General features: G+C 68.0%; 24 protein-coding genes. 14 read left to right on the forward strand and 10 right to left on the reverse strand.

The window, feature by feature from the left end:
* Positions 1-5: 5 nt before the first annotated feature.
* Genes Q9R39_RS03515 through Q9R39_RS03540 form a run of 6 tightly spaced genes read right to left on the reverse strand, consistent with a single transcriptional unit; the run spans position 6 to position 4,798 of the window.
* Positions 6-551 carry a hypothetical protein gene (locus tag Q9R39_RS03515; protein ID WP_078114131.1) on the reverse strand — a complete coding sequence of 182 codons (546 nt, stop codon included), beginning with the start codon at positions 549-551 and terminating at the stop codon, positions 6-8.
* A gap of 54 nt (positions 552-605) precedes the next feature.
* Positions 606-797, reverse strand: coding sequence for a ferredoxin (locus Q9R39_RS03520; protein WP_058252397.1), 192 nt, complete (start codon positions 795-797; stop codon positions 606-608).
* A complete protein-coding gene (locus tag Q9R39_RS03525; protein ID WP_078114117.1) occupies positions 797-2,164 on the reverse strand; it encodes a cytochrome P450 in 1,368 nt (455 codons plus the stop codon). Before Q9R39_RS03525 ends, Q9R39_RS03520 begins: the two co-directional genes overlap by 1 nt.
* Positions 2,161-2,973, reverse strand: coding sequence for an SDR family oxidoreductase (locus Q9R39_RS03530; protein ID WP_065629686.1), 813 nt, complete (start codon positions 2,971-2,973; stop codon positions 2,161-2,163). Before Q9R39_RS03530 ends, Q9R39_RS03525 begins: the two co-directional genes overlap by 4 nt.
* Positions 2,973-4,217 (reverse strand): cytochrome P450, encoded by a 1,245-nt coding sequence (locus tag Q9R39_RS03535; RefSeq protein WP_159371372.1) that lies wholly within the window; start codon positions 4,215-4,217, stop codon positions 2,973-2,975. Before Q9R39_RS03535 ends, Q9R39_RS03530 begins: the two co-directional genes overlap by 1 nt.
* On the reverse strand, positions 4,217-4,798 hold the full coding sequence (locus Q9R39_RS03540) for a TetR/AcrR family transcriptional regulator (RefSeq protein WP_033206302.1): 582 nt from the start codon (positions 4,796-4,798) through the stop codon (positions 4,217-4,219). The genes Q9R39_RS03535 and Q9R39_RS03540 overlap by 1 nt, the downstream gene beginning before the upstream one ends.
* A 64-nt stretch (positions 4,799-4,862) precedes the next feature.
* Here Q9R39_RS03540 and Q9R39_RS03545 point away from each other — a divergent pair, with 64 nt between their 5' ends.
* The 11 genes from Q9R39_RS03545 (at position 4,863) to Q9R39_RS03595 (ending at position 14,969) form a co-directional block, all read left to right on the forward strand.
* Positions 4,863-6,329 (forward strand): aldehyde dehydrogenase, encoded by a 1,467-nt coding sequence (locus tag Q9R39_RS03545; protein ID WP_311277110.1) that lies wholly within the window; start codon positions 4,863-4,865, stop codon positions 6,327-6,329.
* Between the two features lie 330 nt (positions 6,330-6,659).
* Positions 6,660-7,400, forward strand: a complete 741-nt coding sequence (locus Q9R39_RS03550) for an SDR family oxidoreductase (protein WP_065629688.1) — start codon at positions 6,660-6,662, stop codon at positions 7,398-7,400.
* Entirely contained in the window at positions 7,397-8,278 is an 882-nt protein-coding gene (locus Q9R39_RS03555; protein ID WP_058252402.1) for an NAD(P)-dependent oxidoreductase, read from the forward strand. Before Q9R39_RS03550 ends, Q9R39_RS03555 begins: the two co-directional genes overlap by 4 nt.
* Positions 8,275-8,664: a carboxymuconolactone decarboxylase family protein gene (locus Q9R39_RS03560; protein ID WP_065629690.1), complete on the forward strand. Its 390-nt coding sequence runs from the start codon at positions 8,275-8,277 to the stop codon at positions 8,662-8,664. Before Q9R39_RS03555 ends, Q9R39_RS03560 begins: the two co-directional genes overlap by 4 nt.
* Positions 8,665-8,672: 8 nt before the next feature.
* On the forward strand, positions 8,673-10,001 hold the full coding sequence (locus Q9R39_RS03565; RefSeq protein ID WP_311277111.1) for an alpha/beta hydrolase domain-containing protein: 1,329 nt from the start codon (positions 8,673-8,675) through the stop codon (positions 9,999-10,001).
* A gap of 124 nt (positions 10,002-10,125) precedes the next feature.
* Complete coding sequence (locus Q9R39_RS03570) at positions 10,126-11,001, forward strand: ABC transporter permease (protein ID WP_058252405.1); 876 nt, start codon at positions 10,126-10,128, stop codon at positions 10,999-11,001.
* 5 nt (positions 11,002-11,006) lie between these two features.
* The gene (locus tag Q9R39_RS03575) at positions 11,007-11,780 is read left to right on the forward strand and encodes an ABC transporter ATP-binding protein (RefSeq protein WP_311277112.1); all 774 of its coding nucleotides are present in this window, start codon (positions 11,007-11,009) and stop codon (positions 11,778-11,780) included.
* The gene (locus Q9R39_RS03580; protein WP_311277113.1) at positions 11,773-13,395 is read left to right on the forward strand and encodes an FAD-binding protein; all 1,623 of its coding nucleotides are present in this window, start codon (positions 11,773-11,775) and stop codon (positions 13,393-13,395) included. The genes Q9R39_RS03575 and Q9R39_RS03580 overlap by 8 nt, the downstream gene beginning before the upstream one ends.
* On the forward strand, positions 13,392-13,742 hold the full coding sequence (locus Q9R39_RS03585; protein WP_311277114.1) for a ferredoxin family protein: 351 nt from the start codon (positions 13,392-13,394) through the stop codon (positions 13,740-13,742). The genes Q9R39_RS03580 and Q9R39_RS03585 overlap by 4 nt, the downstream gene beginning before the upstream one ends.
* A 46-nt stretch (positions 13,743-13,788) precedes the next feature.
* The gene (locus Q9R39_RS03590) at positions 13,789-14,823 is read left to right on the forward strand and encodes an NrtA/SsuA/CpmA family ABC transporter substrate-binding protein (RefSeq protein WP_311277115.1); all 1,035 of its coding nucleotides are present in this window, start codon (positions 13,789-13,791) and stop codon (positions 14,821-14,823) included.
* Entirely contained in the window at positions 14,820-14,969 is a 150-nt protein-coding gene (locus Q9R39_RS03595; RefSeq protein WP_277242985.1) for a hypothetical protein, read from the forward strand. Before Q9R39_RS03590 ends, Q9R39_RS03595 begins: the two co-directional genes overlap by 4 nt.
* Positions 14,970-15,078: 109 nt before the next feature.
* On the opposite strand, the gene Q9R39_RS03600 is transcribed toward Q9R39_RS03595, so the two are convergent.
* Genes Q9R39_RS03600 through Q9R39_RS03615 form a run of 4 tightly spaced genes read right to left on the reverse strand, consistent with a single transcriptional unit; the run spans position 15,079 to position 20,184 of the window.
* Entirely contained in the window at positions 15,079-16,251 is a 1,173-nt protein-coding gene (locus Q9R39_RS03600; protein ID WP_311277116.1) for an alpha/beta hydrolase family protein, read from the reverse strand.
* The gene (locus tag Q9R39_RS03605) at positions 16,248-17,705 is read right to left on the reverse strand and encodes a wax ester/triacylglycerol synthase domain-containing protein (RefSeq protein WP_058252411.1); all 1,458 of its coding nucleotides are present in this window, start codon (positions 17,703-17,705) and stop codon (positions 16,248-16,250) included. Before Q9R39_RS03605 ends, Q9R39_RS03600 begins: the two co-directional genes overlap by 4 nt.
* A gap of 3 nt (positions 17,706-17,708) precedes the next feature.
* The gene (locus Q9R39_RS03610; protein ID WP_311277117.1) at positions 17,709-19,370 is read right to left on the reverse strand and encodes an AMP-binding protein; all 1,662 of its coding nucleotides are present in this window, start codon (positions 19,368-19,370) and stop codon (positions 17,709-17,711) included.
* Positions 19,371-19,386: 16 nt separating this feature from the next.
* Positions 19,387-20,184 (reverse strand): lysophospholipid acyltransferase family protein, encoded by a 798-nt coding sequence (locus tag Q9R39_RS03615; protein WP_311277118.1) that lies wholly within the window; start codon positions 20,182-20,184, stop codon positions 19,387-19,389.
* A gap of 196 nt (positions 20,185-20,380) precedes the next feature.
* Here Q9R39_RS03615 and Q9R39_RS03620 point away from each other — a divergent pair, with 196 nt between their 5' ends.
* Genes Q9R39_RS03620 through Q9R39_RS03630 form a run of 3 tightly spaced genes read left to right on the forward strand, consistent with a single transcriptional unit; the run spans position 20,381 to position 23,036 of the window.
* Positions 20,381-21,022: a PaaI family thioesterase gene (locus Q9R39_RS03620; protein ID WP_078114121.1), complete on the forward strand. Its 642-nt coding sequence runs from the start codon at positions 20,381-20,383 to the stop codon at positions 21,020-21,022.
* On the forward strand, positions 21,022-22,077 hold the full coding sequence (locus tag Q9R39_RS03625) for an alcohol dehydrogenase catalytic domain-containing protein (RefSeq protein ID WP_311277119.1): 1,056 nt from the start codon (positions 21,022-21,024) through the stop codon (positions 22,075-22,077). The genes Q9R39_RS03620 and Q9R39_RS03625 overlap by 1 nt, the downstream gene beginning before the upstream one ends.
* A 44-nt stretch (positions 22,078-22,121) precedes the next feature.
* A complete protein-coding gene (locus Q9R39_RS03630; RefSeq protein WP_058252415.1) occupies positions 22,122-23,036 on the forward strand; it encodes an amidohydrolase family protein in 915 nt (304 codons plus the stop codon).
* Positions 23,037-23,045 lie beyond the last annotated feature (9 nt).

The following is a 23,045-nucleotide window of genomic DNA, read 5'->3' on the forward strand; positions in this document are numbered from 1 at the left end:
TCAGTTCACCAGAACGCGACCGGGGCCTTGCCGAAGTCGTACCAACCCGGCAGATTACCCGGCGCCGACTTCTCCACACGCTTGAGCATCGGCTCACTCATCGCGTTGTTCTTCATCATCTCGATGAAGAGAGCCGAGACGTTGCCGTAGTCGAAGAAGTCACGCTGCCAACGGAACTGGAAGTTTCCTCCGTACTTGAACCAGCTACCCTGGATGCCCTCGAGGGCGTAGTGGCTGCCGTCGTCGCGTGTGCCCTCGTAGATCTGCTTCCACAGTCCGATCATGTCGCCGGTCTGGTCATCGATGACCCACGCCTGGTACGGGTACTCCCACCCCTGCAGACCCTCCATCTCCTGTCCGAGGGCGAGCTCGCGGATCTCCTCGCGGCCGACGGCCATGAAATCCTTGTTGGGGCCGTAGTTCCACCCGTAGGTGGCATCCTCGGTGTAGAAGTCGGCCAGGGGCTTCCAGTCCCCCGCCTTTTCGGCCTCGATGTTGGCGGCGAGCCACCGCTCCTTCATCTCGTCGAGTTCGGCACGGTCAAAAGACATGTGTTCCACCTTTATTCGATCGTTCGGGTCTTGCGTGGGCGACGTGGTCGGAGCTCAGTCCTCGATGATCCGAAGGGCCTGAGTCGGGCAGTAGTGCACGCCGGCCTCGACCTCGGCGCGCTGGGATTCGTCCGGGGTCGCGTCGAGGATCTCCACATGATCGGTGTGCGCGGCGAAGACCTCGGGCGCCTCGAGCTCACACATCCCATGTCCCTGGCAGAGGTCCAGGTCCACCTCGACGCGCATCACGCGTCCTGACGCTTGCGGTAGGCGACGCGGCAGGGTTGCTGCAGCTGGACCACCATCTTCGAGTGGTCGTTGCGGTAGCTCTCCGGCGGCTGCAACATCTCGAACTCGTAGTTCTGGAAGAGCACCGAGAAGATGGCCTTCAGTTGCATGATCGCGAATTGCGCACCGACGCAACGGTGACGACCGGCGCCGAAGGGGATCCAGGTCCAGCGATTGACCAGATCCTCCTGCCGCGGTTTGTCGTAACGGTCGGGGTCGAAGGTGTCCGCCTCGGGGAAGTCCTCGGGCAGCCGGTTGGAGATCGCCGGCGAGACGGCGATCGACTGCCCGGCCTTCACCTCGAAGTCCTCGACGTGAAAGTCGTTCTGCACCACGCGCATGAGGATGATGAGCGGCGGGTGCAGCCGCAGCGCTTCTTTGAGCGCGTTCTCGAGCTGTGGCATCTGACGGGTGTGCGCAAAGGTGTATTCCGGGCGCTCGCCGGGCGGGGTCTCGCCGTAGATCTCGTCGAGCTCCTCGTACACGCGTTGCATGTAGTCGGGGTTGCGCAGCAGTTCGATGAGGGTCCACGCGGCGGTGCCCGACGTCGTGTGGTGGCCCGCGAACATCATCGAGATGAACATGCCGGTGATGGTGTTGGCGTCGAATCCGACCTGGACGAGGACGTCCATCAGGTCGCGATCTTCCTTGTCCTCGGTCGGATTCGCGATCCGTTCGTCCATCACGCCCTGGATGAACTCGACCAGTTCGGCCCGGGCCTCGTCGCGCTTGCGGAAGCTCTCGATGTCGGCGTTGTAGTCAACGTAGGCGATCGGGTCCGTGCCCTTCTCGAGATCGTGGAACAGGTGGGCGATGTGCCCGTTGAGCCGCTCCCGGAACTTCCGCCCGATGAGGCACGACGACGACGTGTAGAGGGTCAGCTCGGCGAAGAAGTCCAGCAGATCGATCTCGCCCTCGTCCCCCCAGTCGGCGATGATCCGCTCGACCTCGTTGGGGATGGTCACCGCGTGCTGCTTCATGTGCGCGCCCTTGAGCGCCGAGTTGTGGATCGCCTTGGACCGCTCCTCTGGACTCGTGTCGAACACGACGCCCTCGCCGAAGACCGGTGTCATGAACGGGTAGGCGGCGGCCTGGTCGAGGTCCTCCTCGGGGGCGCGGAAAAATTCCTCGTTCGCGGCCGATCCGGAGACGAGAACAACCTCACGGTCGGCGAGTTGGAACATGCCGACGTCCCCGCATTCCTCCCGCACGCGCCAGAACAGTGCGAGCGGATCGGTGGCGAGTTCGTCGAGATGTCCGTGTTCGCCCTCGCCACCCGAGACGCGATTCGGTTGTTTCAGGCCTGATTCGGTGATGGCGGTCATCCATCCGTCCCCTTCTCCTGTGCTGCCTGTCGTTTCTTGTCGCTGACTGCGCCTTCGGCCTCCACCTCGACCGACCGCATGTGCGCACCGCGAGGCATGGTCACCATGGCGGCGACGGCCTGCGCGATGTGTTCGGGCGAGAGGAAGTTGCCATGACGGGCCAGACCGTGTGTGATCCAGTCGTTCAGCATGTTCTCGGTCGTCTTCGGGTCGAGGTTCATCCCCATGCCGGTGAGTGTCTGCCCGGGCCGCACGACTCCCGCACGGACACCGGTTCCCTCGAGCTCGAGCTGAATGGTCGCCACCAGCCCATCGATGCCGGACTTGGCTGCGACGTACGCCGACGACCAGGGCCGCGGATGTATCGCCACATCGGAGCCGATGAACACGAAATCTCCTCGGGTGCGGTCGATCATGCCGGCGATCACGGCGCGGTAGATGCGGTAGGCGCCGGTGAGATGGATGTTGATCTGATCCGCGAAATGGTCGGTACCGGTCTCATAGGATAGTCCGACTGCGAGATCGCCCGCACCGGCGACGACGATCTCCAACGGCCCGAGAGCAGCTTCGGCCTTCGCCACGCAGTCGAGCACGGATTGCTCGTCGGTGACGTCGAGCGGAACTGCGACGGCCTCGCCACCGGCAGCGGTGATCTTGTCGGCGAGTTCCTGCAACTTCTCCACCCGGCGGGCGGCGAGCGCGACGGGATGGCCGGCAGCGGAGAGAAATTCGGCGGTGGCGGCGCCGATGCCCGACGACGCGCCCGCGACGAGGACCGGTCGGCGCTCGGGATGAGGACGGAAAGCCATCAGCGCACCGTCACCTTCACCGGGAGCTCGGCGAAGCCGCGCACGTTCACCGAGTGGACCCGTACCGCCTTGTCGGCATCGACCTCCACTGCCCGGATCGACTTGATCACCTCGGTCAGGCCGATGTTGGCCTCGAGGCGCGCGAGGTGCGCCCCGAGGCAGAAGTGGGCGCCCAGGCCGAAACTCATCAGGGACTGGGCGCAGTCGCGGCCGATCTCGTACCGGTCGGCGTCGGCGCCGAACACCTCGACGTCGCGGTTCGCCGAACCGACGAGCAGGAGTACGCGCTCGCCCGCCGGGATCACGAAGTCGCCATAAGGGGCATCCTCGATCACCCGCCGCACGACGATCTGCGTCGAGTTGTCGTAGCGCAGCGTCTCCTCGGTCCAGTCCGGGACGACGACTTCCGGGTCGGCGAAGACCTTGGCGAGCTCGTCCGGATTGCGCCAGCCCCAATACAGGGCGTTGGCAAGCAGTTTGGTGGTGGTCTCGTTGCCCGCCACCACCATCAGAACCATGAACCCGACGATCTCGTCCTCGGTGAGCTTCGTCTTCTCACCGGTCTCGTCGTCGTCGATCTCGGCCGCGATGAGGGCCGAGACCAGATCCTCGCCGGGGTTCTTGCGACGATCGGCGATGAGCTCCGAATAGTACTTGTGCAGTTCGATGTACGCGTACACCGCCGCCTCGGGAAGGTCGAGGTCGCCGTCCTCGCGATGCAACAGCAGGTCGGACTGGTGGCGCAGCCGGGTGCGATCGGCTTCGGGCACTCCCAGCAGTTCGGACACGACGTCCATCGGGAGCAGGGCGGCGAAGTCGTGCACGAAGTCGAACTCGCCCTTGTCGAGACATCTGCTCCAATGCTGATGGGTGAGGGCGGTGATCCTGCCGGTGAGTTCGTTGACGCGGCGAGGCGTGAAGCCCTTGGAGACCAGTTTGCGGATACGCATGTGCTTGGGGTCGTCCATGGCGAGGAACGACATCGACTTGTGCGCGTCGGGACCGTACGCCGACGGGTCCATCGACACGCCCCAGCTGTTCGAGAGTCGTTGTGTGTCACGGAATGCGGCACGGACGTCGGCGTGTCCGGCGAGCGCCCAGAAGTTCATCCCGCCGTGGTAGTAGACCGGCGCCTCCGCGCGGAGACGGGAATAGGTCGGGTAGGGATCCTCGTGGAAATCATAGGCATACGGGTCGAAGGGGAGCTCGTGCTCCATCCCCGACACCGCCGTCGTTTCGGTCATCACTTCTCCATCAGTAGATGTGCGGCTGCGACAAGACGTTCGGAGGTCTGCTCGTAGGTCATGTGCCCCATACCGGCATAGACCAGGCCGCCGGAGTAGATCATCTCCAGGGCGTCGAGCAGCGGGCCCGGGTTTTCCGGGTCCTCTTCGAGGGCGGCGGCGAGACGACGCCGGATGAATGCGCCGATCCGCACGCGCAGGTGTTCGACGTCAGGGTCACTGCCCAGCAGGGCCACCGTGACCGCACCACCCAGCTGCCCCTCGCCGGCCACGACCAGGGCGACCTCGCGGAGCACCTGCGCGACGCGCTCACTCCGCGGTGCACCGGGATCCGGTTCGAGCACCCCGGCCGAGAGGCGACGCCAGAACACCTCGGCGACGAGGTGACTCTTCGACGAGAAGTAGGTGTAGGCGGTAGCCGGCGCGACCCCGGCGATCTTGGCCACCGACCGCACGGTCAGACCGTCGAAACCCTCGGCGTTCAGCACGTCGACCGCGGCATCGGTGAGGCGTGTGACCGTCTCCGCCTGCTGCTGGGTCAGCCTGCGGCGGGTGGATTCCTGAGACACGGGGCTGGACATGTGAGCAACGCTACACTAGGTTTGAACGCGAGTCCAGACACCTGTCCAGATGGAGTTCCAGCTCATGCCTCTTCGCCCCGAATCCGCGTCGGATCTGTTGATCGACGGCAAGCTCACCCCCGGGAGCGGTGGCGTCTTCGACGTCGTCAATCCCGCGACCGAGGAGGTCATCGGGCAGGCGGCCGACGCCACCGCGGCCGACATGGATGCCGCCATCGCCGCCGCTCGCACCGCCTTCGACACCACCGACTGGTCGCGCGATCACGCCTTCCGCGCTCGCTGCCTGCGTCAGCTGCGCGACGCACTGCTCGCCCACGGCGACGAGTTCCGAGAGCTCACCATCGCCGAGGTCGGGTGCCCGTCGTTCCTCACCCACGGCCCGCAGTTCGAGGGACCGGTCACCGATCTCGGCTACTTCGCCGACCTCGCCGAGAGTTACGAGTGGACTCGCGACCTCGGCACCGCGAAACCGATGGGCTTGAAGAACCACCGTGAGCTGCGCTCGGAGGCGGTCGGCGTCGTCGGCGCGATCACCCCGTGGAACTTCCCGCACCAGATCAATTTCGCCAAGATCGGACCCGCCCTCGCCGCCGGGTGCACGGTGGTGCTCAAGCCCGCGCCCGACACCCCGTGGTGTGCGGCGCTCGTCGGCAAGGTGGTCGCCGAGGAGACGGACTTCCCGCCGGGCGTCCTCAACATCGTCACCTCGACCGACCATCAGCTCGGCGCCCAGCTCAGCACCGACCCTCGCGTCGACCTGGTCTCGTTCACCGGCTCCACGGCGACGGGCAAGAAGGTGATGGCGGCCGCCTCCGAGTCGCTGAAGAAGGTGTTCCTGGAGCTGGGCGGCAAGTCGGCCTTCATCGTCCTCGACGACGCCGACATCGGATCCGCCTGCGCCATGGCCGCGTTCAACGTCGTCACCCATGCCGGCCAGGGGTGCGCGATCACGACGCGTCTCGTGGTGCCGCGCGGCAGCCTCGACGAGGCGATCGCCGCCACCCGCGACGCGATGGCGGGCCTGCCCGCCGGGGACCCGACCGACGGCGGCACCATCTGCGGACCGGTCATCTCGGCCCGGCAGCGCCAGCGCATCGAGTCCTACATCGAACTCGCCACCAGTGAGGGCGGCACCATCGAGATCGGTGGCGGCCGTCCCGCCGACAGGCCCGCCGGTTTCTTCGTCGAACCGACCCTGATCTCGGGTCTGGACAACTCGGCGCGGGTGGCGCAGGAGGAGATCTTCGGCCCGGTGCTCGTGATCATCCCCCACGACGGCGACGACGACGCGATCCGCATCGCCAACGACTCGCCGTACGGGTTGTCGGGCATGGTCTACGGGACCGATGAGGACCGGATCGACAAGGTCGTCAACGGAGTTCGCACCGGGACGATGGGCGTCAACGGCGGCATCTGGTATTCCGCCGACGTCCCGTTCGGCGGTTTCAAACAGTCGGGCATCGGCCGCGAGATGGGTGTCGCCGGTTTCGAGGAGTACCTGGAGACCAAGGCCGTCGCCCGCCCGGCGTGACCCTTCGAGGCTCGTCGCTATCGCTCCTCGCACCTCGCACCTCAGGGAGCAGAAGCCTCGCGCTATCGCTCCTCGCACCTCAGGGAGCAGAGAACGCCCCCTGAGGAGGCCCGGAGCTTGCGGAGGGCCGTCACCCACCCCGCCCCCTGAGGAGGCCCGGAGCTGGCGGAGGGCCGTCACCCACCCCGCCCACTGAGGAGGCCCGGAGCTTGCGGAGGGCCGTCACCCACCCCGCCCCCTGAGGAGGCCCGGAGCTTGCGGAGGGCCGTCACGAAGGGTCCACCCGAAGACCACCCGAAGCCCACACGACACCACACAGAAAGCAGGACAATGAGTTCCAAGCGTTTCGAGAACAAGACCATCATCGTCACCGGCGCCGCCGGCGGGATCGGCGAGGCCTATGCGCGTGCCCTCGCCGCGGAGGGCGCGAACGTCGTGGTCGCCGACCTCGCCGACGAGAAGGGCAAGCAGGTCGCGGCCGACATCGGCGGACTGTACGTCAGCACCGATGTCGCGGACGAGGATTCGGCGAAGGCGCTCGCCGCCGCCACCGTCGACGCCTACGGTTCGATCGACGGTCTGGTGAACAACGCCGCGATCTACGGCGGGATGAAACTCGACTTCCTCATCACCGTGCCCTGGGACTATTACAAGAAGTTCATGAGCGTGAACCTCGACGGTGCACTCAACGTGACCCGGGCGGTCTACCCGCACATGACCAACGGCGGTGGCGCCATCGTCAACCAGTCCTCGACCGCCGCATGGCTGTACAGCGGCTTCTACGGGCTGGCCAAGGTCGGCGTCAACGGCCTGACCCAGCAGCTCGCCACCGAACTCGGCGGGCAGAACATCCGCGTCAATGCGATCGCCCCGGGGCCCATCGACACCGAGGCAACCCGGAGCACGACGCCCAAGGAGATGGTCGCCGACATCGTGAACCGGCTGCCGCTGAAGCGTTTCGGCACTCCCGAGGATCTCGTCGGAATGTGCCTGTTCCTGCTGTCCGACGAGGCCGGGTGGATCACCGGGCAGATCTTCAACGTCGACGGCGGCCAGGTCATCCGCTCATGAGCGAGTCGTCCCCCATCCGTCTGGGGTATGTCGGACTCGGCAACATCGGTGGGCCGATGGCCGGGAGCCTGGCCGCCTGGGCGGGTGGGCTGACGGTGTTCGACCTGTCGTCCGACGCCGTCGCGAAGGTCGTGGAGAAGGGCGCCACCGCTGCGGAATCGCTCGCCGATCTCGCCGCGTCGGCCGACATCATCGGCATCTGCGTGCTCGACGACGCGCAGGTCCGAACCGTGGTCGCGGGTCCGGACGGCCTGCTGTCGGCAGCTCGCCCGGGCACCGTCATCACCGTCCACTCGACCATCGCGCCGGAGACCGCCGTCGAACTGGCGGATCTGTGCGCGGCGCGCGAGGTGACTCTGCTCGACGCACCGATCTCCGGTGGTGCGATGGGTGCGGCGTCGGGCCGCCTCGCGATCATGGTCGGTGGACCGCGGGACGCGTACGAGAAGCTGAAGGAACCGTTCGCGCTCACCGCCGACATGCTGGTCCACGCGGGGCCCGAGGTCGGCGCGGGTACCCGGATGAAGCTGGCGCGCAACCTCCTCCACTTCATCTCGTTCACCGCGACCACCGAGGCCGCGCGACTGGCCGAGGCCGCCGGCATCGACATCACCAAGCTCGGCAAGGTGGTCCGGCACTCCGACGCCGTGACCGGTGGGGCCGGGGCGATCATGTTGCGCGACACCACCGCTCCCGTCGAGCGCGACGATCCCTGGTACGGAATCCTCGCCGGCGTCCGTACCCTGGGCGAGAAGGACCTGACGCTCGCACTCGCACTCGGTGAGGAACTCGGCGTCGACCTGCCCCTCGGGCAGCTCGCGTTGCGGAACCTGGCCACCGGGCTCGGTGTCCCCCACCTCGAAGGAGAACCAGCATGACCCGTTCCAACATCTCCGACGACGCACCCGACGAGGCACGCAAGCGCGGCCTCGCCAAGATGTCAGAGGTCTACGGCTGGGAGGTGAGCGACGGCCCGGGCGACTACTTCGCACACACCGCCGACCAGGTGTTCGGCAATGTGTGGGCGCGAGACGGTCTGTCCAACCGTGATCGTCGGCTGCTCCTGCTCGGCGCGCTCGCCGCGAGCAACAACATCGACGTCGCCGAGATCCAGGCCGGTGCCGCACTCGGGAACGGAGAGCTCACCCCGGAGCAGCTTGAGGAGATCAGCCTCTTCCTCTGCTACTACGTAGGCTGGCCGCAGGGCACCAAGATGCACTTCATGTTCGGTGAGGTGATCAAGCAGCACCGGAAGAAGAAGTGAGTCGACCCATGCGGTTTCGAGTCCTACAGGGCGGCGACGGGTGTTCGTTGCTCAGCGCCTCTCCCCTCCCCGACCTCGCCGCGGCCGGATACACCGACATCGAGTACGCGGCGTCGGGGGTGGCCGAGAAGATCGTCGGGGACCCGCCCGCGCCCGCCGCCGAGTTCACGACCCGGGTCGTCGTCCGACGCCCAGCGGAGCCCGCGACGTTCAGCGGCTGCGTTGTCGTCGAGTGGCTGAACGTCAGCAGTGGCGCCGACGCCGCCCCCGAATACTCCTATGTGGCTGCTGAACTGGTCCGTTCCGGGCACGCCTGGATCGGGGTCTCGGCCCAGTTCGTCGGAGTGGAGGGCGGCACGGGCTCGGTCGGCGTCGCGACCGGTGCGCCGCAGAGTCTCGCCGCCAAGGACCCGGAACGGTATGCCGGACTCCACCATCCTGGTGATGCGTACTGTTACGACATCTTCAGCTCGATCGGACGGGCCGCCCGGGACACCGCTGGGGCCGACCATCCCCTCGCGGGCCTGACGGTCGCCACCGTGCTCGCGATCGGCGAATCACAGTCGGCGATGGCCCTGACGACCTACGTGAACGCCATCGGCCCGGATGCGGCGCCGTTCGACGGATACCTCATCCACAGCCGCGCGGCCGCCGGGTTGCCCGCAGGCGAGGTCGGTTCGGGCATCGACGTGGCGACCGTCTTCGGGCGCGAGCCCACCACGATCCGCACCGACCTCGACGCACCGGTGTTCGTGGTGCAGACCGAGACCGACGTCCTGACCAACTTCCGTTATCACACTGCGCGGCAACCGGATTCCGACCGGTTACGCGTGTGGGAAATGGCGGGCACGTCCCACGCCGACCTGCACCAGGTCGGCGACTTCGAGGAGTTCCTCGGCTGCCCCGACCCCGTCAACCGGGGTCAGCAGCGTTTCGTCCTGCGGGCTGCGTTGCGGCACCTGCGATCCTGGGCCGACGGTGGCGATCCGCCGCCGGCAGCCGACCCGCTGGCCCTCCGGGACATCGACGGCGCCGACCCCGTGTTCGAGCTGGACGACATCGGCAACGTCCGGGGCGGGGTCCGGACGCCGTGCGTCGACGCACCGACCCAGGTCCTCAGCGGGATCGTCGCCGACCCCGTCTCCCGCATCTGCCTGCTGTTCGGCACGACATTCCCTGTCCCCGCCGACGCGTTGGCGGCCCGGTACGGAACGCGCGACGAATACGAGAAGCACTACCGGAACGCCGCCGACGCCGCCATCGCGGGCGGATTCGTCCTCGCCGAGGACCGTGACGAGCTGCTCGCCGACGCCAATCCGGACCTGATCCCGAACTGACCGTCCGCCGATTCGTCTCGGCGCGCGGCGGTTTGAAAATCACCATGACTCCAACGGTGCCGGTGGAGTCGAGTTCTCAGTAGCGTCCCAGAAGTCCTGCCAGCCCTCTCCCAGGCGGATTTCGATGACTCTAGAACTCACGACACCGGTCGGTGTCGCCCCCGCCCCGTCCGCGGCCGGGCCCGTCGACGTGCCGTCCGACGGCCCGGCGGCCCGAGTACGTCGGCGACGGCTCTCCCGTCACGCCGCCACACGCACGCTCCGTCAGTCCATCGGCCTGATCCTGGTCGTCGTCATCTGGCAGGTCGGCGCGCGGGGATGGCTCGGCGCGACCACCCCCGCACCCACCGAGGTGGTCGAGGCGGGCTGGGAACTGATCAGCACCGGTGAACTCTGGACCCATCTGGCCGCGTCGGGGCGGCGCGTCGCGATCGGACTGGCGATCGGGATCGCCATCGGCGCGGTGCTCGGCGCGGCCGCCGGCCTCTTCAAGGTCGCCGAAGACCTGGTCAACGCACCGGTCCAGGTGCTGCGGATGATGCCCGCCGTGGCCCTCGTCCCGGTCTTCATCATCTGGTTCGGGATCGGCGACTCGTTCAAGATCGCCCTGATCATCGTCGCCCCGATCTTCCCCATCTATCTCAACTTCCTCGCCGGCATCCGGGGCGTGGACCAGAAGCTCATCGAAGCCGCCGAATCGCTGGAGCTGACGCGTTTCGAACTCGTGCGATACGTGGTCCTGCCGGGCGCACTACCGCAGATCTTCGTCGGGCTACGACAGGCGCTGGGCATCGGTTGGCTCGTCCTGGTCGTCGCGGAGATGCAGACCACCCCGGTCGGTCTGGGCTTCCTGATGAACGACGCCAAGGAGTACCTACGCACCGATCAGATCTTCCTGGTCCTGGTGATCTACGCGGTACTCGGACTGCTCACCGACATCGGCGTGCGAATACTCGAGCGTCGGTTCCTGTCGTGGCGCAACGGATTCGAAGGTAGGTGAGTGGAATGTCCGCAGATCGAATCGACGGTGTCCGCGTCCTCGGCGCCGGGCGCGAGTTCGACGGCCGGCGGGTTCTCGACCGCGTGGATCTGACCATCGCCCGGGGCGAGTTCGTCGCGCTGCTCGGAGCGAGTGGTTCCGGGAAGAGCACCCTGCTCCGGGGGATCGGCGGGCTCGACCGCGGTTTCACCGGCACGATCGAGGCACCCTCGGCCAAGGCCATCGTGTTCCAGGAGCACCGACTCATGCCCTGGATGTCGGTGTGGCGCAACGTCGCACTCGGGCTGCGCGGCGGTGACACCGAGGCCCGCGCTCTCCGCGCACTCGACGAGGTGGGGCTGGCGGCCAAGTCCGACGCCTGGCCGTCCACGCTCTCGGGTGGCGAGGCCCAGCGCACCGCGCTGGCACGCGCACTCGTCCGGGAGCCCGACCTGCTGTTGCTCGACGAACCGTTCGGCGCGCTCGACGCCCTGACCCGGATCAACGCCCAACGCCTGGTGGCCCGGTTGTGGGAAGCGCACCGTCCGGCAACACTGCTGGTGACGCACGACGTCGAGGAAGCCCTTCTGCTCGCGGATCGCGCGCTGATCCTGCGGGCCGGCCGGATCGCACAGGAGATCGTCGTGGATCTACCTCGCCCACGCCAGGTCACCGATCCCGAATTCGTCGCCCTCCGTTCGCAACTGCTCGCCGGGCTCGGCGTCGGCGGAACCGACCGCGAATCCACCGGCCCCACAACGACACCGACAACGACACCCCGGGAGTTCACCCATGTCTGACGTACTGACCCTGTCCACGGACGTGCTGGTGATCGGCGGTGGTCCCGCCGCGACCTGGGCCGCCATCCACGCTCGCGACGCCGGAGCCGAGGTGATCATCGTGGACAAGGGTTACTGCGGTGCGTCGGGTACGACGGCCCCTGCCGGGACCGGGGTCTGGTACGTCGCCCCCGACCCGGACAAGCGCTCGGCGGCGAAGGCGAGTCGCGAAGCCCTCGGCGGGTATCTCGCGGACCACGCCTGGATGGACCGGGTTCTCGACAGGACCTACGCGAACATGCACCGGCTGGGCACCGAGGGTCGCTACCCGTTCCCGATCGACGAGCACACCGGGGAGCCCATCCGCACCGGTGTCCAGGGCCCGGAGTACATGCGTTGCATGCGCGCGTGGGTCCGACGCCGCGGAGTACAGATCCTCGATCACTCCCCCGTCCTGGAACTCCTCACCGACAGCGAGGGCGCCGTGCGGGGCGCCGCCGGACACCAGCGGCAGACCGGCCAGGACTTCCGGATCTCGGCCGGCGCGGTCGTCGTGGCGACGGGCGGATGTGCGTTCCTGTCCAAGGCACTGGGCAGCAACGTCGACACCGGCGACGGCGCACTGATGGCGGCGGAGGTGGGTGCCTCGTTCTCCGGGATGGAGTTCGCCAACGCGTACGCGATCGTGCCGAAGGGCTCCACGGTGACCAAGACCGCGTACTACGGCTACGCCACCTTCTTCCACGCCGACGGACGCATCGTCGAGGGTGCGGGATCGACGAAGGGGCGGTCGGTGATCGCACGGACTCTGCTGCAGGAGAAGGTCTACGCACAGCTGGACCGGGCCGATGAGCGGGTGGCGGCACAGATGCGCCAGGGTCAACCCAACTTCTTCCTCCAGTTCGACCGCCGGGGCATCAACCCGTTCACCGACCGGTTCGAGGTCGATCTCCTCGCCGAGGGCACCGTTCGCGGAACCGGTGGCATCGACATCGTCGACGCGGACTGCTGGACCGGCGTCCCGGGTCTCTACGCGGCCGGCGACGCCGCCACCCGCGAGCGGATCTGCGGTGGCTTCACCGGCGGCGGCAGTCACAACTCCGCCTGGGCGATGTCGTCGGGCGGTTTCGCAGGCGCTGCCGCGGCACGAGCGGCCCGCGACGCGGGCGGGGCATCCCCACTCGATCGGCTCTCGGGCGCCGGCACCGTCGGATTGGACTCCGCCCGGAGCGGGATCACACCCGACGAGGTGGTGACCGCCGCACAGGGCGAACTGATCCCCTTCGAGAAGAACTACCTGCGTCACGGCGACCGTATGGGTCCGGCGCTGAACGCCCTGGACTCGCTGTGGGATGAGGTCTCCGGCCCGGCCTACGGCGCCCGCACACCGGCGGGGCGCGTCCGCGCGCGGGAGGCGGCTGCGATCACCGCGGTCGGACGGTGGATCTACCGATCCGCACTCGCCCGCACCGAATCCCGCGGGATGAGCAAGCGCGCCGACCACCCCGAGCTCGACCCGGCACTGGGCGATCACGTCCGCACCGGCGGACTCGGCGATGTCTGGGTCGCCGCACCCGGATCGGCTGTCCGCCGGCCAGACCCGGCCCCTCGGCTCGCCGTCAGGATTCCCGCGTGATCGAGCTCGTCGTCGCGTCGGCGTGTATCGCCTGCGACAAATGCGTGAATGCCTGTCCCACCAACGTCTTCGACACCGGACTCGACGGCGTACCGGTCATCGCACGGCAGTCCGACTGCCAGACCTGCTTCATGTGCGAGGCGTACTGCCCCACCGACGCTCTCTACGTCAGCCCGGAGTCGTCCCCACTCGGCACCCGAGAATCGTTGCCGCTCGGGCTGATCGGCAGCTACCGGGAGCGGCTCGGCTGGGGCAAGGGGCGCGCACCAGGAAGCCTCACCGCGGTCGGGCCCCCGATCCCGCATGGAGACCCGCCACCCCGGCTCGTCGAGCAACACGCCGACTGACCGGCTCACCCCGTTCATCCCTTCAGATCGCCAGAACAGAGAACTCATGCCCACCACATCATCTTTCGGATCACCGCTGCGCCGGATCAGACGCGCCCTCGCCCTCTTGTCGGCGGGCGTGGCAATCGCAGCGGTGGCCGCGTGCGGTTCCGACGACGCGTCGTCGGCGCAGCGCGAGGTCATCGACACACTCCGGATCGGCGTCATCGGCTCGAGCAACGTGATCGCCGGTCCGGTCGGCTTCGCCCACAGTCGAGGCGAACTGCTCGAGGCCTTCGCCCCGCTCGGTGTCAACAACGTCGAGGTCTTCAACTTCCCGAACGGGCCCGATCTCAACCAGGCGCTCATCGGCGGACGCCTCGACGTGGCGAGCTACGGTGACACCCCGGCCCTCGTCGCCCGCGGCTCGGGACTACAAACCCGCCTGCTGTCGATCAACCAGTTCGACAACGATGCCGGCGTGGTGGCCAAAGACCCGTCGATCCGCTCGCTGGCCGACCTGGCGGGCAAGAACATCGGTGTGCCGAAGGGGTCCTACATCGACCGCTATCTGCAAGGCGCACTGGCCGAACAGGGCATCACCGCCAACCTGATCCACCTGTATCCCGCCGATCAGGAGGCCCCACTCAACTCCGGGGAGATCGACGGAGCGGCGCTGCCCGGCGTCATCCCGTCGGTGGCGCTGCAGACCCTCGAAGGCAAGGGATTTCACCTGGTGGACTCGGTCTACCGGGACCATCCCGATCTGGCCGGCACCAGCGTGACGGTCAGCAGTGACCAGTTCCTGGAGAAGAATCCGGACTTCGCCGCGACGTGGCAGCAATTGCACGCGTCGTCGGTCCGCTACGCGAAGGCGAACTGGGAGGAGTACCTCCAGTTCGAGCTCGGCAACTCCAAGGCACCCGAAGCCGCCGTCCGTGCCGCCGCCAACCCCGAGGGCTACTCCGAGGAGCCGTTCCCGGCCCGCGCCGTCGAATTGCTCACCGGCACCAAGGCTTTCCTGGTCGAGCAGGGCAGCATCGAAGAAGACTTCGAACTCGACTCCTGGCTGCAGCGTCCCGCGACAGGAGCGAACTCGTGACCGGGCCCCGGTTCGGGGTGTGGGCCAATGTCTACGGCACGTGGGCCTCGGCACACCATCCCGACGACCCGGTCGACGCATCCTGGGAACGCAACCTGGCACTGGTCCGCCGCGCGGAGGAACTGGGGTATCACAGCACCCCGTGAGGTGCGAGCGAAACGAACCCACCCCCCTGAGGTGCGAGCCCAACTACTGCTCCCTGAGCAGGGGCAGGGCGTTCTTTCGGATTAGGGAGCAGAAGAGGTCAGCGCTGCCTCACATCAGCGAACGGAGGCCCGGTTCGCTGTCGGACCGCGGGGGCGGAGCGGCGCGGAAGAATTCGTCGGTGGCCTGTCGGATACTGCCCGAGATGGCGTGTCCGACATGGCTACCGGAGTACCAGTGGACTTTCCCACCCCAGTGATTGTGTAGCTGCTGGGCGGCGGTCACGGAGGTCACCCGGTCGTTGAGCGCCGCGACCACCATGCGGCGTTCTGGTGTCGGAACCGGCTCCACGGACAGTGGGTTGATGACCGACGAGACCGCACGAACCGGCTCGCTCCGCATCAACGACGCGAGATGGCGCCCCTTGGACCCGCCGCGCTCCATGTGATGAGCCAGGGTGGCATGCATCTGCAGCATCGGCACGACGGCGAGCACCGAGCTGATACGGGGGTCCATCGAGGCGACCATCGCGGCGATCGGTCCGCCGAGCGACGTGCCCGCGATCGCGATGTCGGCGGGTTCCTGACTCTCGATCCACGTGATGAGCGAACGGATCTCGGCGATCGCCCGGATGGTGATGACGGTGTTGACCAGTGGATCGAACCCCGGATAGGCCACCTTCTCGACTCGCCGCGAGCCGTGGGCCGGAAGAACGGGGAAGACCACGTCGTAACCGAGCTTGTTGTACAGGTTGGCCGCGCGGAACGCGTAGAGATCGTCGGCCCGACCCTGAGCCGCCCCGTGGACCCAGATCAACCAACGGCGACCGGCGCGTCGTCGTGACAGCACCCGCACCGAGGCGATCCCGTCGGCGTAGGGGTCGGCCGCGGCGATCGATTCCGGGAGCGGCACCGCCACCGAGTAGTCGATGTGATCGAACGAGGTGGTCCCGAAGGTCTTCCGGTTGCGGGAGACGATGCCGGGTGGGCCGGGGTCGAGGTGGACTCGCGACGGACCGAGGGCAGCCAGTTCATCTGCGACACCGACACATCGGTCGACGCAGTCTTCCACGAAGTCGATCGGCGGGATGTCCCGGATCACCGAGTTGACCGCGATGAACAGCTCGTCGACGGCGGTCTCCCCGACCATCCGCGGACCGCAGTCCGCCGGCGGGACGCCCGTCGCGGGATCCCCGCGGCCGGCCGCACGCGAACTGCCGATCGCACGGGGCAGCACTTTCGCGAACAACCCCAGTCGTGCTGCTCCCGACTCCCAGTCGATCAACTCGCCTCCTGCGCCATCGCGGTACTGTTCTCGTCCTCGTCGGCGGTCGTCCGTCCGAGCGCATCGGCGGCCTCGGCGACCGCGTCGGCCACCCGCCGCAAGAAGCCGGCCGGGTCGGGCATCGACTCCGGTGTCGCGATGAGGCCCATGCTGAGCCTGCCGGCATAGCTGTAGGTGGTGAGGTTGACGTCGGCGGGTGCGATGGCCAGCGCGAACGAGATCCAGTCGACGACCTCGATGTCCCCGACCCACCGCGTGGTGCGCGGACCCGGCATGTTGGCGGTGGTGATGTTGTTCATCACCAGCGGCGCGCGATTCGCGGCCAGACCGCGGAAGGTCGGGCCGAGCCGTCCGGTGTAGGTGGCCAGCGCGTCGGTGAGATCGAAGCCGACCTCGCGCCGGCATCGAACAGTCGCCGCGCAGCTCTCACCGGTGGCCGCGATCCGCTCGATCGGGTCGGCCAGATCCGACCTGAGATAGGCCATCGCGGTGGCGATCTCGTTGCCGTGCACACGGGTGGAGGCCAGGTCCTTGCATACCCCGAAGATCGAGACCGACACTCCCGGCTCCTCGCCGCGAGCGATGAGTTCCGCCCGGATCGCACCGGCGATGACACCGTGCAGAGCCCCGTTCACGGTGTTTCCGGTGGCCAGCGCGAGTCGCTGGACGGCGGCGAGCGGGATGTCGCCGGACGCACACACGCGTTCGGCGCCGCTGCGGGCGTTGAAACTCGTCCGACGGACCGTCAGGGGTTTCGGGATGAGTTCGGCATCGCCGGCCCGGCGTTTCGCGACAACCGCACGCGCCAGTGCCGACGCTGCCGACGGCAGGCGACGAACCATACGCCAGGATTCCGAACGCGCTGCGCGCGTGAGCTCGTCGTCGTCGTGCTCGATGCGGGTCGCGGAGATCGGCGCCTGCTCGACCCGCTCATCCGGACCGGCGGTCGCGGCCATGAACGTGTTGAGTGCGGCGAGACCGTCGGCGACGGCGTGATGGACGCGGACGACGACCGCCTGCCGCCCACCGGCGAGACCGTGCACGAGGGTCAGTCCCCAGAGCGGCCGACTCCGATCGAGTTGCCGGACGGCGAGCTCGGACAGGATCGCGTCCAGCTCGGCACGTCCCCCCGGTGCGGCGGCGGAACGCTCGTCCAGGTGCCGGCGCACGTCGAAGTCGTTGTCGTGCACCCAGAAGGGACGGGCGCCGTGTCCGCGAGCCCACGCGAGCCGCTGGGTCGCGCGCGGGAACATGCCGAGGTAGTCGGGCAGGACGTCGGCGATCTCGGTGAGATCGAGGGGCCGGCCACGACGGGAGGTGTCGAGCACCGCGACCTTCAGTGTGTGCATCGGGGTCGACGCCGATTCCATGTTCAGCATCAGCGCGTCGGGACCGGACATCCGTTCGGCGTCCAGAACACCGGTGGAGCGGTCGATCTGCTTGACAGCGTGCATGATTCAGCTCACCTTTCGTTCGGTCGACGGGGCGGACGGGAGTTCGCGTTTGAGGATCTTGCCGGTCGCATTGCGCGGCAGTTCGTCGAGGAAGTGGACGTCGCGGGGGACCTTAAACCCGGCGAGCTGTTCTCGCACGTGCCGCTGGATGTCCTCGGCGCCGATCTCGGCCTCCGGTGCTCGCACCACATGGGCGACGAGACGCTGGCCGAACCTGTCGTCGTCGACCCCGGTCACCGCGACCTCGACCACCTCGTCGAGAGCCCCGATGACCAACTCGACCTCGAGGGGATACACGTTCTCCCCACCGGAGACGATCATCTCGTCGTCGCGGCCGACGACGAACAGCAGCCCGTTCTCGTCGAAGCGGCCGACATCGCCCGACACCATGTGTCCGTCGCTGAATGCCCTGGTGTCCGAGCTGGTGTAACCGTCGAACCCGGAGTTGTTCGCGACCACGATGCGCCCGACCTCGCCGACGGGGACCTCGCGGTCGTCGTCGTCCAGGATGCGAACACTCGTACCCGCGAGCGGCCGCCCGGCGGTCTCCGGCGCGGTGCGCAGATCGGTTGGGGTGGCGGTGGTGATGAGACCCGCCTCGGTGGCGTTGTAGCTGTTGTAGACCACGTCGCCGTACCGGTCCAGGAATGCGACGAGAGCGTCGGAGCGCATCCGCGATCCGCTCGCGGTGGCGAAGCGCAGTGTCGGCATCGGGTGGTCGTCGAGGACGTCGTCGGGGAGGTCCGTGATGCGTTCGAGCATCACCGGAACCACGGCGAGGCCGGTGGCCCCGTGGTCGCGGACCATGTCGAGCGTCGCCACGGGATCGAAGCGACGGCGCATGATCATCGTGCACGTCATCGTCGCCGCGATGGCCACCTGCCCGAAACCCCATGCGTGGAAGACCGGGGCCGCGATGACGATGGACTCGCCTGCGCGCCAGGGAATCCGGTCGAGCATCGCGGCGAGGGACGCCACGTCGGTGCTTCCGCCTCGGCGCGCACCCTTGGGCGTTCCGGTGGTTCCCGAGGTCAGCAACACGATCCGGCCGGCACGATCGGGCCGCGCGGGTCGCGCGGGTCGCGCGCCGCGATTCGCGCCGATCAGTCCGTTGACGGTGACACCTTGCGACGACTCGTACTCCGTCCATGCACGGATGCGCCGCAGTTCCGGAAGTCGTTGCGCCGCGCCCTCGACGACGGTGTCGAACTCGTCGTCGGCGATGAGCACGTCTGCCTGTTCACGTTCGAGGACGTCGGCGAGCTGGGGTCCGGCGAACCCGGTGTTGAGGAGTACCGCGTCGGCACCGAGCCGGGACGTCGCGGCGAGCGCCTCGATGAGACCGCGGTGGTTGCGGCAAAGGATGGCGACGGTGCCGACGGTCGTGCCGGGTAGATCGCGCAGACCGACGGCGAGCGCGTCACAGCGGGCATCGAGCTCGCGCCAGGTGAGTTGTCCCGCCTCGTCGATGAGGGCGAGTCCGTCGGGATCGCGCGCCGCGGCGAGGCCGATCCCGCTCACCGGCGAGGCACCGCCGTGCCGACGGAGGTTGAGCCCCATGCGGACATAGCGATCGACCCGAAGCGAACCGAGAAAGCCGCTGCGGACGAGGGTGCGAACGAGCCACATCTGTGTGGTGACGCGATCGCGGAGTTGCGAGATCATCGTCGTCTCCTGGTGATCAGCCGATGACCGGGAATCGGCGCTTGCGGGCGAGGTCGTCCAGTGCGTGCTGCATGCGTTTGCGGACCATCTGGTCCACCTCGTCGTGTTCGGGGTCGTTGCCGAACTCGGCGGTGATGTCGATCGGGTCGAGAACCTCGGTGACCAGCTTCGACGGCAACGGGATGTTCGGCGGGAGGTGCGCGGTCAGACCGAACGGGAAGCCGAGCGCGAACGGAGCGGTGTCGGTGCGGATCAGCTTGTCGAGCCGCAGTATCCGGGCCAGCGTGTCACCGCGGTTGAGGAACAGCTGCGTCTCCTGGCCCCCGATGGTGACGATCGGGACGATCGGGACGCCCGCCTCGAGTGCGGTGCGGATGTACCCGGTCCGACCGTGGAAGTCGATCGTCGCGCTCTGGCTGCTCGGCCGCAGCGCCTCCCACTCCCCGCCGGGGAACACGATGGTGGCCGCGCCGGACCGCAGGGCGGCGACCGCGTTCTTCGGGTGAGCCGGCAGGAACCCGACCTTTCCGAAGATCTGTTTGCCCGATCCGGTGAAGATGAGGTCGTGGGCCAGGGTGTACAACGGCCGGTCCGCCCCGAACTCGTCGGCAAAGGCCACGCTGATCACCGGGACGTCGAAGGCCATCAGACCGCCCGAGTGGTTGGACACGAGGAGGGCACCGCCGTCGGGCACCTTGTCCATGCCCCGGACCTCGGAGCGGAAGTAGGTCTTGGCCACGAGCTTGAGCACGGGCAGCACCCGCTTCACCCAGGTCTCGTCGCGTGCGGTGAGGTCGAAGGTCTCGGCACTCATCGGTCCATCTCCTGTGGGATCGATTTCGCGGTTCGCGCGGATCACCGCTGGATCGGTCGGAGCCAGATGTCCGACCGGGGTCGATGTCCTCGGAACCGCAAAATGAGAACACGTTCTAGTGGTTAAATTAGAACACGTTCTACTTTGCGTCGCCACACTTCGTTACCCATGCCACAACTGACTGATCGGTAGCCTTATGGACTTCATCCTGGAGGACATCTCCGAAGCGGAGGTCGCGCGTCGCCGCGCGGTCTACACCCCTCTCACCGACACCGTCCGGGACCTCGTCGACGCGGTGATCCGCACCGAGGTCGCCGAGGACGACCTCGAAGAAGCACGCCGACGGATTGCCGAGGTGGTGGCCGACTTGCGGAGAAGCCAGATGGACGGGGCCTTCGGGGTGCGACACACGCGCGAGAACACCGGAATGGCCTGGGGAAATGCGGTCATCGGCGTGCGCAACGCGCTCGCGCCACCGCTCGACGTCGTGCATGACGCCGACGGGGTCCGCAGTGAGTTCACGCTGGGAGCGGCCTACGAGGGGCCGCCCGGTCAGGTGCACGGCGGGGTGTGCGCGATGGTCCTCGATCACGTCCTCGGCAACGCGGCCAGTGTCGAGGGGCCGTGCTACACCGGCACCCTCACCGTCCGGTACGGGCGACCGACGCCCCTGGGCGCACTGGTCGCGCAGGCGTCGGTGACCGAGCACAGCGGACGCAAACGCATCGTCCGGGGCACGATCTCCGACGCCGACGGGGTCACCTGCGACGCCGAAGGGGTGTTCATCGTGCCCCGCTCCGCGGTCGATGTCCCGTCGGTGCGCTGGTCGGCGGGCTGATGCGAGCCGCGGTGACCGCCCCCGGAGAGCTTGGCCCCGGAGAGTCCGGCCCAGGAGAGTTCGGCCCAGGCGGATTCGTCGTCGAGCACCGTCCGGATCCGACACCGGGGCCCGGCGAACTCGTTCTGCGGGTCGCGGCGAACGGGATCTGCGGTTCCGACCTGTCGACCGCGCCGCTGCTCCCGGCCGGCACGATCATGGGCCACGAGTTCGCCGGCGAGGTCGTCGGCATCGGGCCCGCGGACCCGGACGTCCCCCACGCCTTCCGGGTCGGCGACGCCGTGGCCGCCATGCCGGTCATCGGGTGCCATCGGTGCCGCGCCTGTCTCACCGGTGACGTCGCCCGCTGCCCGTCTGCGCGCACCCTCGGACTCGGCGTCCTACCCGGCGGACTCGCCGAGTTCGCGGTGGTCGGTGCCGCCGAGAGTGTCCTACTCGACGACATCGACCCGGTCGACGGCGCGCTGGTCGAGCCGCTGGCGGTGGGTCTGCACGCCGTCACCCGCGCGTCCGTCCGGCCCGGCGACCGGGTGCTGGTCCTCGGCGCCGGTCCCGTCGGCCTCGCGGCGTTGCACTGGCTCTCCCGCGGCGTGGCCACCGAACTCGTGTGTTCGGACCCGTCGCCGGGCAGGCGCGCGGCCGCACTCGATCTCGGCGCGTCCGCGGTGTGCGCTCCGGACGAACTCCCCGCCCAGGTCGAATCGGGCTTCGACGTGGTCGTCGAGTGCGTGGGCAAGCCGGGGATGATCGCGTCCGCCCTCGACGCGGTCGCGACCCACGGCACAGTGGTCATCGCGGGCGTCTGCTTGAGCCCGGACACGTTCATGCCGGTGGCCGGAGTCGTCAAGGAGATCACCATGCACTTCGTCTCCTACTACACCAAGCGCGAGTTCGACACCGCCGCAGCGGAGTTGAACAAGGGCGTGATCGGGTCGTCGACGCTGGTCAGCGGGATCGTGGGGCTCGACGAGACCGATCGCGTCGTCCGCGAGCTCTCGGCGCCCAATGACCACCGCAAGGTGCTGATCGCGCCCGGGGTGTCCACGGTCGGCTGAACGGCACTCGCGGACGCCCGCGCAACCGGCGTACGGTCACTCGGGTGAACAGTGCCGTCCCCGAAGCCCCCGAGCCGTTCAGCACCGACGAGGCGCGGCAGGTGCGCGCGATCTCTGCCGAGCTGGGCCTGCCGGGCATCGTCGACGTCCACACCCACTTCATGCCGCGACCGGTGATGGACAAGGTGTGGGCTTATTTCGATTCCGTCGGGCCGTTGGTCGGACGGGAGTGGCCGATCACCTACCGCGCCGACGAGGACGTCCGCGTCGCCACCCTGCGCGACTTCGGGGTGCGGGCCTACTCGTCCCTGGTCTATCCACACAAACCGAACATGGCCGAGTGGCTGAACGGCTGGGCGCACGACTTCGCCGCCAACCACGACGACTGCCTGCACACGGCGACGTTCTATCCCGAGGAGTCCGCCCACACCTACGTCTCCCGCGCCATCCAAGCCGGCACGCAGGTCTTCAAATGCCACATCCAGGTCGGCGACTTCGCCCCGACGGATTCGCTGCTCGACGGGGTGTGGTCGCAGATCGCCGACTCCCAGGTTCCGGTCATCATCCACTGCGGTTCCGGGCCCGCCCCGGGGACGTACACCGGACCCGACCCCATCCGCGAACTGCTGCACCGGTTTCCGTCGTTGCCGCTGATCGTCGCGCACATGGGGATGCCCGAGTACACCGCGTTCCTCGACCTCGCGTTGGAGTACCCCAACGTGCGCCTGGACACCACGATGGCGTTCACCGACTTCGCCGAAGAGGACGCCCCGTTCCCGTCGGACTACCTGCCGCGACTGGCCGACGCCGGCGACAAGATCCTGTTCGGCAGCGACTTCCCGAACATCCCCTACGGCTACACCCACGCCCTCGAGGCGATCATCCGCCTCGACCTCGGGGCCGAGTGGCTCCGAGACGTGTTCTACCGCAACGGCTCCAGGCTCTTCGGGATCGGCTGACCGGGGCGA

The organism is Gordonia sp. AC31 (genome assembly GCF_031844505.1).
Classification (GTDB): Bacteria; Actinomycetota; Actinomycetes; order Mycobacteriales; family Mycobacteriaceae; genus Gordonia; species Gordonia hongkongensis.